This is a genomic window from Curtobacterium sp. PhB191, assembly GCF_004346515.1.
Classification (GTDB): Bacteria; Actinomycetota; Actinomycetes; order Actinomycetales; family Microbacteriaceae; genus Curtobacterium.
On record NZ_SMBV01000003.1, the window covers coordinates 326,780 to 338,933 of the forward strand.

The window sequence follows — 12,154 nt, forward strand, 5'->3', positions numbered from 1 at the left end:
CCCCTCGGCTGGCGGTCAGACGGCGCGGACGACCCCGCGCGACAGGATCGCGTTCGTCAGGGCGTCGATCGGCTCGCGCTGCACCGTCGGGTTGGCGATGAGGACGTAGTCGACCGCCGGCAGGTCCGGCAACCCGAGCCGCTGCGACACCTTCACCAGGTCCGCAGGGATGAGCGAGTGCGGGAACACCGCCACGCCGATCCCCGCCCGCACCGCCGCCAGCACGCCGTTCACGTCGCGGGTGTTGCAGGTGATCCGCCAGGTGCGGCCCGCTGCCTCGAGGGCGTCGATCGCCATCTGCCGGCTGATGCTCGGCGCCTGGTACGCGATGAGCGGCACGGGCTCGTCGCGTTCGACCGCGATGCCGTCCTGCGCCATCCACACCATCTGGTCGGTCGCGACCCGGGTCCCCTCGGCGGACTCCCCCGCGGTCTGCTTGATGAACACCAGGTCGAGCTGCCCGGCGTGCACCCGGCGCAGGAGCGGTGACGACTGGTTCACCGTCAGCTCGAGGTTCACCTGCGGGTGCAGCCGCCGGAAGTCCCGGAGGATGCGCGGCAACTGCGTGATCGCGAGGTCGTCGGCCGCACCGAACCGGAGGCGCCCACGGGTCGCCGACCCCGAGAAGTACGCATCCGCGGTGGCGTGGGCCGCGAGGATCGTCCGGGCGAAGCCGGCCATCGCGTCGCCGTTGTCCGTGAGGGTGACGCCACGGGTGTCGCGGGCGACGAGCGTGCGGGACACCGCGGTCTCGAGCCGCCGGACGTGCTGGGAGACGGTGGGCTGGCTGATGCCGAGGCGGGCTCCGGCCTGCGTGAAGCTCTGCGTCTCGGCGACGGCCAGGAAGGTCTGCAGCAGGACCGGATCGAGCACGGGCACCTCGTTCGTTCGCGCGGTCGTTCGCGCGGTCATTCGACATCGCAATGGATTGATAGCCACCATAGGGGTGTCGAATGGCCCGCGGCCACGTAGTTTCGTTGGGGTACCAGATCCGCAACGACGTCCGGAGAACCCCTCACCGTGAGTGCGTCATCGACGACCCTCCCCCCGCCCACCGAACCACTCCCGATCCAGGCCACCCGCCCGCCCTGGCGGCACACCCTCATCGCCCTGTCCGTGCCGAACTTCCGGCTGTTCACGGCCACCAACCTCGTCGCGATGACCGCCGGGTGGATGCAGCGCATCGCCCAGGACTGGCTCGTCCTGCAGCTGACCGGCTCGGTCGCGCAGGTCGGCATCACCGTCGCCTGCCAGTTCGCGCCGATGCTGCTGTTCGGGCTGCTCGGCGGCGTGCTCGTCGACCGGTTCTCGAAGCGCGCGCTGATGATGATCACGCAGGGCGCCTTCGCGGTGCTGTCCGCACTGCTCGCCGTGCTGACGCTCGCCGGTGTGGTCGAGGCCTGGCACATCTGGGTGATCGCGTTCCTGGTCGGCATGGTCACCGTGATCGACAACCCGGCTCGCCAGGTGTTCGTCACCGAGATCGTCGGACACCAGCACCTCCGCAACGCGATCAGCGTGAACTCGTCGGTGTTCCAGCTCGGCGGCATGATCGGCCCGGCGCTGTCCGGCGCGCTGCTCGTCGCCGTCGGGGCCGGGTGGTCGTTCGGCGTGAACGCGATCGCCTGCGTCGCCGTCGTCGTGACGCTCGGGTTCCTGAAGGTGTCGGAGCTGCACCGGACGCCCCCGGCGCCCCGCGGCAAGGGACAGCTGATCGAGGGGCTCCGCTACGCCGTGAACAAGCCGACGATCATCGTGCCGGTGATCCTCGTCGCGTTCTTCTCGGTGTTCGCCCTGACGATGCCCGTGCTGCTGTCGGCCTTCGCGTCACAGGTGTACGACGTCGGCGCCGCCGGGTACGGCGTGTTCAACTCGGCCGTGGCGATCGGTGCGCTCGTCGGCGCCCTGCTCTCCACGCGGCGGGCGGTCGTGCGGCTCCGGACCATCGTCGGCGGGGTGTTCTGGACCGGGGTGCTGCTCGTGGTCTCCGGGTCCATCCCCGTGATCGCGCCGTTCACCGTGGCGCTCGTCGCCGTCGGGATGTCGCAGCTGTTGTTCCAGACCGCGTCGAACTCGCTCGTGCAGCTGTCGTCGAACGTGGCGATCCGCGGCCGGGTGATGTCGCTCTACGTGCTCGTGCTGCTCGGCGGCCAGGCGATCGGCGGGCCGCTGATGGGCCAGGTCGTCGACCACTTCGGGGCGCACGTCGGGATGATGGTCGCCGGTGGGGTGCCCGCGGCGGCCGCTGCCGTGATCGCGCTCGTCCTCGCCCGCCGAGGTGGCCTGCACCTCGCCGTGCGCATGCGCCACCACGTGCCGCTGCCGGCCATCGTCGCCCACTGAGCGGGGCGGTGGACGCACCGGCGCGCCGACCGGGAGGCGCGTGGCGGCGTCGCCACGGGCCTCCCGTCCGCCGCGCGCCAAGGCGTTGCGCCCTGTTGCGGGCGTCGCGCCCCGACACACAGGGGCGCAATGCCCGCAACAGGGCGCGGACGCGGTCCCGGACGGACGGGAGGCACGGGGCGGCCCCGCCACGCGCCTCCCGTCCGGTGAGCGGTTGCCTCAGTAAGCCACGCCGAAACGGGCCTGGTGGTGCGCCGGGTTCGCGATCTCGTCGACGAAGGCCAGGCCGAAGTCGTCGCCGGAGATGTCCGAGTTGCCCTCGGAGTCGGTCAGCAGGACCTCGTCGGTCGTGCGGTACGTGCCACGACGCTCGCCCGGGTTGTAGCTGCCGTAGCCGGCGGCCGGGCTGACGTAGAACCAGTCGACGTCGGTGTCCGAGGCACGGAGCGCGTCGAGGATCTGCGCGTGGCTCTTCGCCTCGCCCTTGAACGCGTCCGGGAACTCGGCCGAGTCGAACAGGCGCGGTCCACCGTCGGCGACGAGCAGCGAACCGGCGCCGCCCACGATGCCGAGACGCGCACCGGCGCTGGCCGCAGCGTCGACGAAGTGCTGGAACTCGTCCTTGAGCTCACTGCCGTCGGCCTGGACCGCGTGCAGTGCGACGACGATGACGTCGGCGTCCTTCGTGACCTCGGCCACGAAGTCGGCGTCGAAGGCATCGCCCTGCGCCAGGGTCAGGCCCTCGGCGGCGTCGAGCTTGCTCGTGTCGCGCGCGACGGCGGTGACGGCGATGCCACGGGAGAGGGCTTCGCTGGTGATGGCGGAGCCGGCGTAGCCGGTGCCTCCGAAGACGACGATGCTGGTCATGCTGTTCCTTTCGTGGGGCTGGTGCAGCTCACCGTACAAGAGTTACTCTCTTTGAGTAAGTAGGCACCTCACGGTGCGTATCGGAGCGCGTTCGTCACGGAGGCCAGGCCAGATGTCAGCACTCGAGTACAGCCCCTACGCGGCCGACTGCCCCAGTCGCCAGCTGCTCGACCGCATCGGCGACCGGTGGAGCGTGCTGACGATCGGCACCCTCGCCGACGGGCCGCAACGGTACTCGGCGATCGCGAACCGGGTGCAGGGCGTGTCGCAGAAGATGCTCACGCAGACCCTCCGGGCACTCGAGCGGGACGGACTCGTCACCCGCACGGTGTTCCCCGAGATCCCGCCGCACGTCGAGTACGAGCTCACCGATCGCGGGCGGTCGCTCCGCCGGGTGCTCGAGCCGCTCGAGGCGTGGGCCACTTCGCACATGGACGACGTCGCGGTGTCGCGCGTGGAGTACGACGCGCGCTGACCTGGCGCGGCGGGCGCGGGCGGGGCGGGGGGCGCTTCGTGAGCAGAAATGGTCGGGTCCGCCGAACGCACCCGACCATTTCTGCTCACGAAGTGCCGCCACGCCCACACTCGGAATCCCCGACGGCGGCGAGTGGTTGCCTGGGGACATGCGATCGATCGTCTACACGAAGCCCGGTGACAGCAGCGTCCTCGAACTCGTCGAGCGGGACGTCCCCGAACCCGGCGCCGGCGAGGTCCGCGTCCGCGTCGTCGTCTCCGGCGTGAACCCGACGGACTGGAAGGCCCGGGCGGGCGGTACCTACGGCGACGGACTGCCCTTCCCCGAGATCACCCCGAACCAGGACGGCGCCGGTGTCGTCGACGCGGTCGGCCCGGGTGTCGAGGACCTCGCCGTCGGTGACCGCGTGTGGCTCTTCATGGCCGCCGCCTCGCGCCCGACCGGGACTGCTCAGGAGTACACCGTCGTGCCGGAGACCCGAGCGGTCCGCCTGCCCGACGAGACGAGCTTCGACATCGGTGCTTCGCTCGGTGTCCCGGCGATGACCGCGCACCGCGCCCTCACGACGCACGAGGACGGCCCCGCACGACTCGGCCCCGGTGCGCTCGACGGCGTCACGGTGCTCGTCGCCGGTGGTGCCGGAGCGGTGGGGCACGCGGCGATCCAGCTCGCCCGTTGGGCCGGCGCGACGGTGATCACGACGATCAGCTCGGACGACAAGGCCGCACTCGCCACCGCGGCGGGTGCCCACCACGTCGTGAACTACCGGCAGGACGACGCCGCGGCTCGCATCCGCGAGATCGCGCGGGACGGCGTCGACATCGTCGTCGAGGTGTCGATCCCCCAGAACGCCGAACTGGTCGCCGAAGTCCTCGCGAACCACGGCGTCGTGTCGATCTACGCGAACAACGGCGGCGACGAGGCCACGCTGCCGATCCGCCCGAACATGAGCGTGAACGCGCGCTACCAGTTCCTGCTGCTCTACACGATCGGTGACGAGGCCCTGGCCGCAGCAGCCGAGGACGTCACCGAGGCGCTGCACGACGGCGTGCTGCCGGTCGGCGCGGACGCGGGACTGCCGCTCACCCGCTTCGACCTCGCCCGCACCGCGGACGCGCACGACGCCGTCGAGCAGGACACCGTCGGCAAGGTGCTGATCGACGTGCCCCAGGCGTAGTAGCCCCGACGCCCAGACGACGAACGGCTCCCACACCCGTGGGAGCCGTTCGTGGTGGACGATGCGGGAAGGGTCAGCGACCCAGGCGCGCGGCGATGGCTGCGGCGACCCGGATCCGGGCTGCTTCGCGCTCGCGCTCGATGTTGGCGGCGATGACGTCGAGGTCTTCGTAGTCGGCGTCGGTGGTGGTGTCGTTCCAGTTCGGCGATGAGATCCGGGCACGCCCGAACGACGGCGGAGCAGGGTTCACGGTCGTCATGAGGGCATCGTACGTCGAGCGTCCGACAGAGCGTGTGAGCATCACGGGCCTTTCCTTGGATTGCGGTCGCGCTCGGGGAACGAGTAGGTCAACGAGAACGCCACGGCCATGAACGACGCCATCATCGCGATGTTCTTGGCGTCGAGTTCGGTGAAGGCGTCGGGGACCGGGGAGTCGACGGTGAGCATGCCGAACGAGTACTGGTCGGACCGGATCACCACCGAGACGTACGACGAGTAGCGCGGTTCGAAGCCCGGCACGTCCTGGTCCACGTCGACGTCGGCCGAGCGGTCGCCGACGATCCGGGGTGATCCCCCGACCAGCACCCACTCGAGGTTGCGGTCGCCGTAGGGCGTGCCCGCGCGGAAGACCCCGGCGGTGTCGCCGGCACCCCCGTGACCGATCGGCTCGAGCGCACGCAGATCGGTGGACAGCTGGTACACGTTGGCCCGGACGTCGGGCACCTTCGGCAGCAGGTAGAACGCCAGGGCCACGGCGACGCGGTCAGCGACGACGGAGAGTTCGCCGTGGCGCTCGGAACGGGGTAGTTCGGTGAAGCGGACGAGCCGAGTGGCGATCTGGCCGAACGCGTACCGGACCGCCGTCGACTGTTCGAGTTCGGCCCCGGTCGCGTTCTCCTCGGCCACCGCCCGCGCAGCGTCGCTGCGTCGGGTCCGGACCACCTGCACCGCCACGGCACCGGCCAGCACGACGAGCCCGAACACGACGAGCGACAGTCGGACCGCCGGGGTGACGAACAGGTTCGGCAGCTGGAACGCCGCAGTGGGCGCGGCCGCCACCACGATCGGCCACCCGACCGTGCCGACCCGTCCTGAACGCTGTTGCCCCATGACCACGACGCTAGGTCACGCCACCGACGCAGACGGAGTTGTCCACAGGTCGGTTCTCCACAGGATCTGTCGGCCTCCACCGGCCCGTCGCACGCACCTGGTAAGCAAGACCCATGACCGATGCCAGCACGCCAGTTCCCGGATCCAGAGCCCTCGTCCTGGGTGGCGGAGGTGTCGCCGGCATCGCCTGGGAGGTCGGCGTCCTCACCGCCCTGCAGGACGCCGGCGTCGACCTCGACGCCGCAGACCTGGTCGTCGGCACGAGCGCCGGCAGCGTCGTCGGCGCCTTCGTCCGGAACGGCGCGGTGCAGCAGGCGTACGACCAGCAGCACACCCCCGCACCGACGACCTACGTCGAGCCGCCGGCCATCGACACCGACGCCGTCCAGCAGCGGATCGGTGCCGCGCTCGAGGGCGCGACCGGCGAGCAGGACGCCCGCGCCCGCCTCGGCCTCGCCGCCCAGCAGGTCACCGACGGACAGTCCGACGACGAGCGCGCGGCGACCTTCACCGAGACCCTGCCGTCCACCGACTGGCCGGCGAAGCCGCTCGCGATCACCGCGGTCGACGCCACCGACGGCACGTTCCGACTGCTGACCGCGGCCGACGGCGTCCCGCTCCCCCGTGCGGTCGCCGCGAGCTGCTCCGTGCCCTTCGTGTGGTCGCCCGTCGGCATCGAGGGCCGACCGTACGTCGACGGCGGGGTCCGCTCCGGCACGAACGCCGACGCCGCCGCCGGACACGAGCGTGTCCTCGTGATCGCCTGCGGTCCCGAGGGTCCGTCGCCGGTCGGCCCGTGGCTCGACGTCGCGGTCGAGTCGCTCCGCGCCGGCGGCAGCTCGGTCGAGGTCGTCGTGGCGGACAGCACCGCGCAGGAAGCCTTCGGCACGAACTCGCTCTCGCTGGCCACCCAGGCGCCCTCGGCCGAGGCCGGCCGCGCCCAGGGCACGGCGGTCGCCGAGCAGATCGCCGCCTTCTGGGCCGATGACCTGGTGAGCGTGGTCGCATGACGACGCCGTTCTCCGACCTCGACCAGTACATCGCGCTCCCCCGGGTCGACGGGATCGCTATCAGCCCGAACGGTGAGCGCGTCGCCCTGACTGTCAGTGCGCTCGACCCGGACCGCACCGGGTACCGGCGCTCGATCTGGCAGGTGCCCGCCGGCAACGACACCGAAACGAACGCCGATGCCGACGCAGCGGGCAGCGCCGCAGCCGGTACCGCGGTCCGCCTCACCCGTTCCGCCAAGGGCGAGGGCGGCATCGCCTTCACCCGCACCGGCGACCTGCTCTTCGTCTCCGCCCGCCCCGACGCCGATGCCACCGACATCGAGGCCGCGCAGCTCTGGGTCCTCCCGGCGGCCGGTGGTGAAGCCCGCCCCCTGACGCGGCTCACCGGCGGGGTCGGCGGCGTCCTGGCGACCGCTGCGGCCGCCGACACCGTCGCGCTCACCGCCGACCTGCTGCCCGGCGCCGGTACCGACCCGGCCACCGTGATCGACGCCGACGCCCAGCTCCGGAAGGCCCGCACGGACACGAAGGTCCGCGCGATCCTGCACGAGACGTACCCGGTCCGGTACTGGGACCACGACCTCGGCCCCGACCAGACGCACGTCCTCACGCTCGACCTGGCCGAAGGCCTCACCGAAGACCACGCCGAGGACGCAGCCGCGATCCCCCGCCTCACCGACCGCACGCCGGCTCCCGGCCGGTCGCTGGACCACGTCGCCGGGGCACTCACGCCCGATGGTTCCGTCCTGTTGGCAGCCGTGGGTGTCCGGGAGGCCCGTGGGGACCGCTCGACGCTCGTCACGATCGACTGCACCAGCGGCCACCGCTCGGTGCTGTTCGACGACGCCGACGTCGACCACGAGATGCCCGCGCTGAGCCACGACGGTCGCACGATCGCCTGGGTCCGGACGGTGCGCTCCACCCCCGCCGGTGCGAACCAGCAAGAGGTCTGGACGGCCGGCATCGACGGGTCGGACCCGCGCCGCATCGCCACCGACTGGGACCGCTGGCCGAGCGAGCTCGTGTTCGAGCACGGCGACCGAGCGCTGCTCGCCGTGGCCGACCAGGACGGCCGGGCACCCGTGTTCCGCATCCCGCTCGACGGCGCAGCCGTCGAACAGCTGACCCACGACGACTGGGCGTACTCGAGCCTGCGCGTGGCGGAGGCGACGGGCGCGGTCGTGGCGCTCCGGGCCTCCTGGGCGGCACCGCTGCACCCCGTGCGGATCGCGACGGACGGCGAGGTGACCCCGCTCGCGACGCCTGCGCCCCTGCCCGAGGTCCCCGCGCACCTGGAAGAGGTCGAGACGACCGCGGCCGACGGCGCGCGCGTGCGCGGCTGGCTGGTCGTGCCGGAGGGTGACGGGCCGCACCCGCTGCTGCTCTGGATCCACGGCGGACCGCTCAACTCGTGGAACCAGTGGTCGTGGCGGTGGAACCCGATGCTCCTGGCGGCGCGCGGGTACGCCGTGCTGCTGCCGGACCCGGCACTGTCGACCGGCTACGGGCTCGACTTCGTGAACCGTGGGTGGAACGCGTGGGGGCAGGCGCCGTACACCGACCTGCTGGCGATCACGGACGTGGTCGAGGCCCGAGCGGACATCGACGAGACCCGCACGGCGGCGATGGGCGGCTCGTTCGGCGGCTACATGGCGAACTGGGTCGCCGGGCACACCGACCGCTTCCGCGCGATCGTCACGCACGCGAGCCTGTGGGCGCTCGACCAGTTCAACGGCACCACGGACTCGTCGCAGTACTGGTCGTCGATCTTCGACGCCGCCGGCATCGAGGCCAACGACCCGCACCGGTTCGTGGCGGACATCACGTCACCGATGCTCGTGGTCCACGGCGACAAGGACTACCGGGTGCCGATCGGCGAGGGGCTGCGACTGTGGTCCGAGCTCGCCGAGCACCACGCGGCCGACGACGGCACGATGCCGCACCGGTTCCTGTACTTCCCGGACGAGAACCACTGGGTGCTCTCGCCGCAGCACGCCGTGGTCTGGTACGAGACGGTGTTCGCGTTCCTCGGGCAGCACGTGCTCGGCCAGGAGTGGGAGCGGCCGGAGCTGCTCGGGTAGCGCGGGCGTGGCGGTCGACCCGGAACGACACGATCGACGTCGCACGACATCGAGAACGTCGTTCCGGGTCGGATCCACCCGACCGACCCGATCCGGGCGGGCTGCTAGACGAACGCGGCCTGCCCGGTGATCGCCCGACCGACGATGAGCGTGTTCACCTCGCGCGTGCCCTCGTACGAGTAGATCGCCTCGGCGTCCGCGAAGAACCGGGCGACACCCTTGTCGAGCACGATGCCGTTGCCGCCCTGCACCTCGCGACACCAGCCCACGGTCTCGCGCATCTTCGCGGTCGCGAACGCCTTCGCCAGGGCGGAGTGCTCGTCGCCCCCGACGCCGGCGTCCTGCATGGCCGAGGCCTGCGTGCAGAGCGCGATCGAAGCGGTGATGTTCGACAGCGACTTCACGAGCAGGTCCTGCACGAGCTGGTGCGACGCGATCGGCTTACCGAACTGGATCCGCTCGCGGGCGTACGCGAGCGCCGCGTCGTAAGCGCCGACCGCGATGCCGACGGCCTGCCAGGCCACCTCGGTGCGGGTCAGGCGGAGCACCTCCGCCGTCGACCGGAACGAGTCCGCACGCTGCAGTCGACGCGACTCGGGCACGCGGACGCCCTGCATGACGATGTCGGCGTTCTGCACCCCGCGCAGCGCGATCTTGTCCTCGATCTTCGTGGCGGTGAAGCCGGGGGTGTCCGTGGTGACCAGGAAGCCCTTCACCTGTTCGTCGGCGACGTCCTTCGCCCAGATGACGACGACGTCGGCGAAGGTGGCGTTGCCGATCCAGCGCTTCTCACCGTCGAGCACCCACGTGTCGCCGTCGCGGCGGGCGGTGGTGCGCAGGCCACGGGCGGAGTCGCTGCCGGACAGCGGTTCGGTCAGGCCGAACGCACCGATGAGCTCGCCGGCCGCCATGCGCGGCAGCCACTCGCGCTGCTGTTCCTCGCTGCCGGCGACGGCGATCGAGTTCATCGCCAGACCCGACTGCACGCCGATGAACGTCGCGACGCTGGCGTCGACGCGTCCGAGCTCGAGCGCAGCCCACCCGCGGTACACGGCCGAGTTCTCGAACTGGCGCACGAGCGGGATCCCCGGCCCGTACATCCCGAGCTCGGCGAGCGGGGCGATCACCTGCATCGGGAACTCGGCACGTGCCCAGTACCCGTCGGCGATGGGCGCGACCTCGCGCTCGAGGTACTCGCGGAGTCGCCCGATCGACGCGCGCTCCGGCTCGGTCAGCTGCTGTTGGAAGCCGTAGAAGTCCGATTCGAGGAGGCCCGTCGTGGGCGTCAGCGTTGACATGGAACCAACGATGCATCATTCTCGAAAACGTTGCAAGGGAGGACCGCGTGTACACATCGGATTCTGCGCTGCGCGCCTTCCGGGAGGCCCGCCACACGTTCATCGACGGCTCGCGGATCGACATGGGCGCGTTGGCTGCCGCACTCGGCGTGGACCGTACGTCGCTGTTCCGGTGGGTGGGCAACCGTGACCGGTTGCTGTCCGAGATCCTGTGGTCCCTTGCAGTCCCGACGCTCGACCGGGCGTCCCGCGCTGCCGACACGATCGGGTCGTCAGGAGCGGCGCGCATCGTCGACGTGCTCGACCGGTTCACCGCCGACCTCATCGAGGCCACCTACTTCCGCGCCTTCCTGACCCGCGAACCCGCGCGGGCGATGCGCCTGCTGACCACCTCGGAGAGCGACGTCCAGAGCCGGTTCGTCGAGCGGGTCACCGCGCTCGTGGTCGAGGAGCAGTCGTCCGGCGAGTTCGATCCGGCCCCGCTGTCCGCCGAAGAGCTCGCCCGGCTGCTCGTCCGGATCTCAGAGTCGTTCACCTACGCTGAGTTCATCTCCGGTGAGGCCCCCGACCCCGTCCGGGCACGCGCCGCGTTCGAGTACGTGCTGCGCCCCGCCGCCGATCACGCCACACCCGCACCTCCGATCGGAGACCGATGACCATCGACGAGTACCCGTTCCGCCGCCTCTACCCCACACGGTGGAACGACAACGACATGTTCGGGCACGTCAACAACACGATCTACTACTCGGCGATGGACAACGCGTCGACGTACTGGTTCCGCGAGGAAGCGGGCCTCGACCCCTTCACGTCGGATTGGATCGCGGTGCTGGTGTCGTCGAGCTGCCGGTTCGTCGAGTCCGCCGTGTGGCCGGACGTCATCGAGGTCGGGATGCGGTCCAAGCACCTCGGCAACACCAGCCTGTCGTGGGAGTTCGGCCTGTTCCGGCAATCCGACGGCGCACTGCTCGCCACCGGTGAGTTCGCGCACGTCATCATCGACCGCGAGGGCGCCCGCCGACCGATCCCCCTGCCGGAGTCGCTGCGCGCGCTCGTGACCGGCACGATGGTCGCCCAGGAGCCCGCAGTCGCCGATTGACCGCGCGCACGACGCCCGGTCAGGGGCGGTAGTCGTCGCGACGGGGCTGGTTCAGCCGCACAGCGAGGTCGTCACCCGCGGGCTTTGCGCCGTTCAGAGTCCCGAGCACCTTCGCCGCCGTCGACAACACGAAGCCGATCCCCCGGCCGATGGCTTGAATGAAGCGCATGACGTCCCCTCTCGTCACCCCATGCTAGCCCGCGGCCCGAGGACTGCTCAGGACTGCTCAGGACTTGAGGGCAGCGAGCTCGAGGTTGATGTCGTCGGGGTCCTGCACGGACAGGATCACCATGCCGGCGTCGCCGAGGTCGGTGACCTCGCCGTGCTCGACCCCCGCGGCGTCGAGGCGTGCAGCCGCCTGGTGCAGCTCGTCGACCGACCCCACGACGAAGCTCACGTGGTCGAGCCCGACGGCATCCGGGTCGAACGTCTGCCCTGCCGGGGCGACCGGGCGGAGACCGAAGACCTGGTCGCCGAGCCGGAACACGGAGCCGCCGTAGAAGCGCTCACGGTCCTCGCGCACGCCGGGCTCGTCGACCTGGTCGCTGAAGTCGATCGCCGGGTCGGTGCCGAGCAGCTGCTGGTAGAACGCCTTGCTGCGGTGGATGTCGGTCACGGTGACGCGGACGTGGGCGAGGGCGGTCGGACGTGCGAACGGTTCGGTCATGGTGGGGCTCCTCCGGGTTCGACCCGACGC

The 12,154-nt window shown here is 71.1% G+C and carries 14 protein-coding genes; 7 read left to right on the forward strand and 7 right to left on the reverse strand.

The window, feature by feature from the left end:
• Window positions 1–15 precede the first annotated feature (15 nt).
• A complete protein-coding gene (locus tag EDF48_RS07225; RefSeq protein ID WP_123292823.1) occupies window positions 16–873 on the reverse strand; it encodes a LysR substrate-binding domain-containing protein in 858 nt (285 codons plus the stop codon).
• Window positions 874–1,020: 147 nt separating this feature from the next.
• Here EDF48_RS07225 and EDF48_RS07230 point away from each other — a divergent pair, with 147 nt between their 5' ends.
• Window positions 1,021–2,343 carry an MFS transporter gene (locus tag EDF48_RS07230; RefSeq protein WP_123292432.1) on the forward strand — a complete coding sequence of 441 codons (1,323 nt, stop codon included), beginning with the start codon at window positions 1,021–1,023 and terminating at the stop codon, window positions 2,341–2,343.
• 219 nt (window positions 2,344–2,562) lie between these two features.
• Here EDF48_RS07230 and EDF48_RS07235 read toward each other — a convergent pair whose 3' ends face one another.
• The gene (locus tag EDF48_RS07235; RefSeq protein ID WP_131846280.1) at window positions 2,563–3,210 is read right to left on the reverse strand and encodes an NAD(P)H-binding protein; all 648 of its coding nucleotides are present in this window, start codon (window positions 3,208–3,210) and stop codon (window positions 2,563–2,565) included.
• A gap of 112 nt (window positions 3,211–3,322) precedes the next feature.
• Here EDF48_RS07235 and EDF48_RS07240 point away from each other — a divergent pair, with 112 nt between their 5' ends.
• Together EDF48_RS07240 and EDF48_RS07245 are read left to right on the forward strand one after the other, a co-directional pair.
• Window positions 3,323–3,685: a helix-turn-helix domain-containing protein gene (locus tag EDF48_RS07240; protein ID WP_111086871.1), complete on the forward strand. Its 363-nt coding sequence runs from the start codon at window positions 3,323–3,325 to the stop codon at window positions 3,683–3,685.
• 148 nt (window positions 3,686–3,833) lie between these two features.
• The gene (locus EDF48_RS07245; RefSeq protein WP_131879032.1) at window positions 3,834–4,862 is read left to right on the forward strand and encodes an NADPH:quinone reductase; all 1,029 of its coding nucleotides are present in this window, start codon (window positions 3,834–3,836) and stop codon (window positions 4,860–4,862) included.
• 73 nt (window positions 4,863–4,935) lie between these two features.
• Here the strand turns inward: EDF48_RS07245 and EDF48_RS07250 are convergent, their stop codons facing one another.
• Both EDF48_RS07250 and EDF48_RS07255 read right to left on the reverse strand, forming a co-directional pair.
• Complete coding sequence (locus EDF48_RS07250; RefSeq protein WP_123312988.1) at window positions 4,936–5,121, reverse strand: hypothetical protein; 186 nt, start codon at window positions 5,119–5,121, stop codon at window positions 4,936–4,938.
• A 41-nt stretch (window positions 5,122–5,162) separates the two neighbouring features.
• A complete protein-coding gene (locus EDF48_RS07255) occupies window positions 5,163–5,972 on the reverse strand; it encodes a GAF domain-containing protein (RefSeq protein ID WP_123939195.1) in 810 nt (269 codons plus the stop codon).
• A 113-nt stretch (window positions 5,973–6,085) separates the two neighbouring features.
• Between EDF48_RS07255 and EDF48_RS07260 the strand changes: the two genes are divergently transcribed.
• A complete protein-coding gene (locus EDF48_RS07260; RefSeq protein ID WP_131846283.1) occupies window positions 6,086–6,982 on the forward strand; it encodes a patatin-like phospholipase family protein in 897 nt (298 codons plus the stop codon).
• The gene (locus EDF48_RS07265; protein WP_131879034.1) at window positions 6,979–9,063 is read left to right on the forward strand and encodes an alpha/beta fold hydrolase; all 2,085 of its coding nucleotides are present in this window, start codon (window positions 6,979–6,981) and stop codon (window positions 9,061–9,063) included. Before EDF48_RS07260 ends, EDF48_RS07265 begins: the two co-directional genes overlap by 4 nt.
• Window positions 9,064–9,167: 104 nt before the next feature.
• On the opposite strand, the gene EDF48_RS07270 is transcribed toward EDF48_RS07265, so the two are convergent.
• Window positions 9,168–10,361 (reverse strand): acyl-CoA dehydrogenase family protein, encoded by a 1,194-nt coding sequence (locus tag EDF48_RS07270; protein ID WP_131879036.1) that lies wholly within the window; start codon window positions 10,359–10,361, stop codon window positions 9,168–9,170.
• Between the two features lie 47 nt (window positions 10,362–10,408).
• On the opposite strand from EDF48_RS07270, the gene EDF48_RS07275 reads away from it, so the two are divergent.
• Window positions 10,409–11,017, forward strand: coding sequence for a QsdR family transcriptional regulator (locus tag EDF48_RS07275; protein WP_123292424.1), 609 nt, complete (start codon window positions 10,409–10,411; stop codon window positions 11,015–11,017).
• Window positions 11,014–11,457 (forward strand): thioesterase family protein, encoded by a 444-nt coding sequence (locus tag EDF48_RS07280; protein ID WP_131879038.1) that lies wholly within the window; start codon window positions 11,014–11,016, stop codon window positions 11,455–11,457. Before EDF48_RS07275 ends, EDF48_RS07280 begins: the two co-directional genes overlap by 4 nt.
• Window positions 11,458–11,476: 19 nt before the next feature.
• Here EDF48_RS07280 and EDF48_RS19035 read toward each other — a convergent pair whose 3' ends face one another.
• Window positions 11,477–11,626 (reverse strand): hypothetical protein, encoded by a 150-nt coding sequence (locus tag EDF48_RS19035; RefSeq protein WP_159574076.1) that lies wholly within the window; start codon window positions 11,624–11,626, stop codon window positions 11,477–11,479.
• 57 nt (window positions 11,627–11,683) lie between these two features.
• Complete coding sequence (locus EDF48_RS07285) at window positions 11,684–12,124, reverse strand: VOC family protein (protein WP_131879040.1); 441 nt, start codon at window positions 12,122–12,124, stop codon at window positions 11,684–11,686.
• Window positions 12,125–12,154: the final 30 nt, after the last annotated feature.

What these genes read in the sequence shown, in the direction of transcription:
- EDF48_RS07255 (WP_123939195.1), bottom strand. Translation starts at nt 5,972, where the DNA reads ATGGGGCAACAGCGTTCAGGACGGGTCGGCACGGTCGGGTGGCCGATC.
- EDF48_RS07235 (WP_131846280.1), bottom strand. Translation starts at nt 3,210, where the DNA reads ATGACCAGCATCGTCGTCTTCGGAGGCACCGGCTACGCCGGCTCCGCC.
- EDF48_RS07285 (WP_131879040.1), bottom strand. Translation starts at nt 12,124, where the DNA reads ATGACCGAACCGTTCGCACGTCCGACCGCCCTCGCCCACGTCCGCGTC.
- EDF48_RS07240 (WP_111086871.1), top strand. Translation starts at nt 3,323, where the DNA reads ATGTCAGCACTCGAGTACAGCCCCTACGCGGCCGACTGCCCCAGTCGC.
- EDF48_RS07270 (WP_131879036.1), bottom strand. Translation starts at nt 10,361, where the DNA reads ATGTCAACGCTGACGCCCACGACGGGCCTCCTCGAATCGGACTTCTAC.
- EDF48_RS07250 (WP_123312988.1), bottom strand. Translation starts at nt 5,121, where the DNA reads ATGACGACCGTGAACCCTGCTCCGCCGTCGTTCGGGCGTGCCCGGATC.
- EDF48_RS07265 (WP_131879034.1), top strand. Translation starts at nt 6,979, where the DNA reads ATGACGACGCCGTTCTCCGACCTCGACCAGTACATCGCGCTCCCCCGG.
- EDF48_RS07245 (WP_131879032.1), top strand. Translation starts at nt 3,834, where the DNA reads ATGCGATCGATCGTCTACACGAAGCCCGGTGACAGCAGCGTCCTCGAA.
- EDF48_RS19035 (WP_159574076.1), bottom strand. Translation starts at nt 11,626, where the DNA reads ATGCGCTTCATTCAAGCCATCGGCCGGGGGATCGGCTTCGTGTTGTCG.
- EDF48_RS07280 (WP_131879038.1), top strand. Translation starts at nt 11,014, where the DNA reads ATGACCATCGACGAGTACCCGTTCCGCCGCCTCTACCCCACACGGTGG.
- EDF48_RS07260 (WP_131846283.1), top strand. Translation starts at nt 6,086, where the DNA reads ATGACCGATGCCAGCACGCCAGTTCCCGGATCCAGAGCCCTCGTCCTG.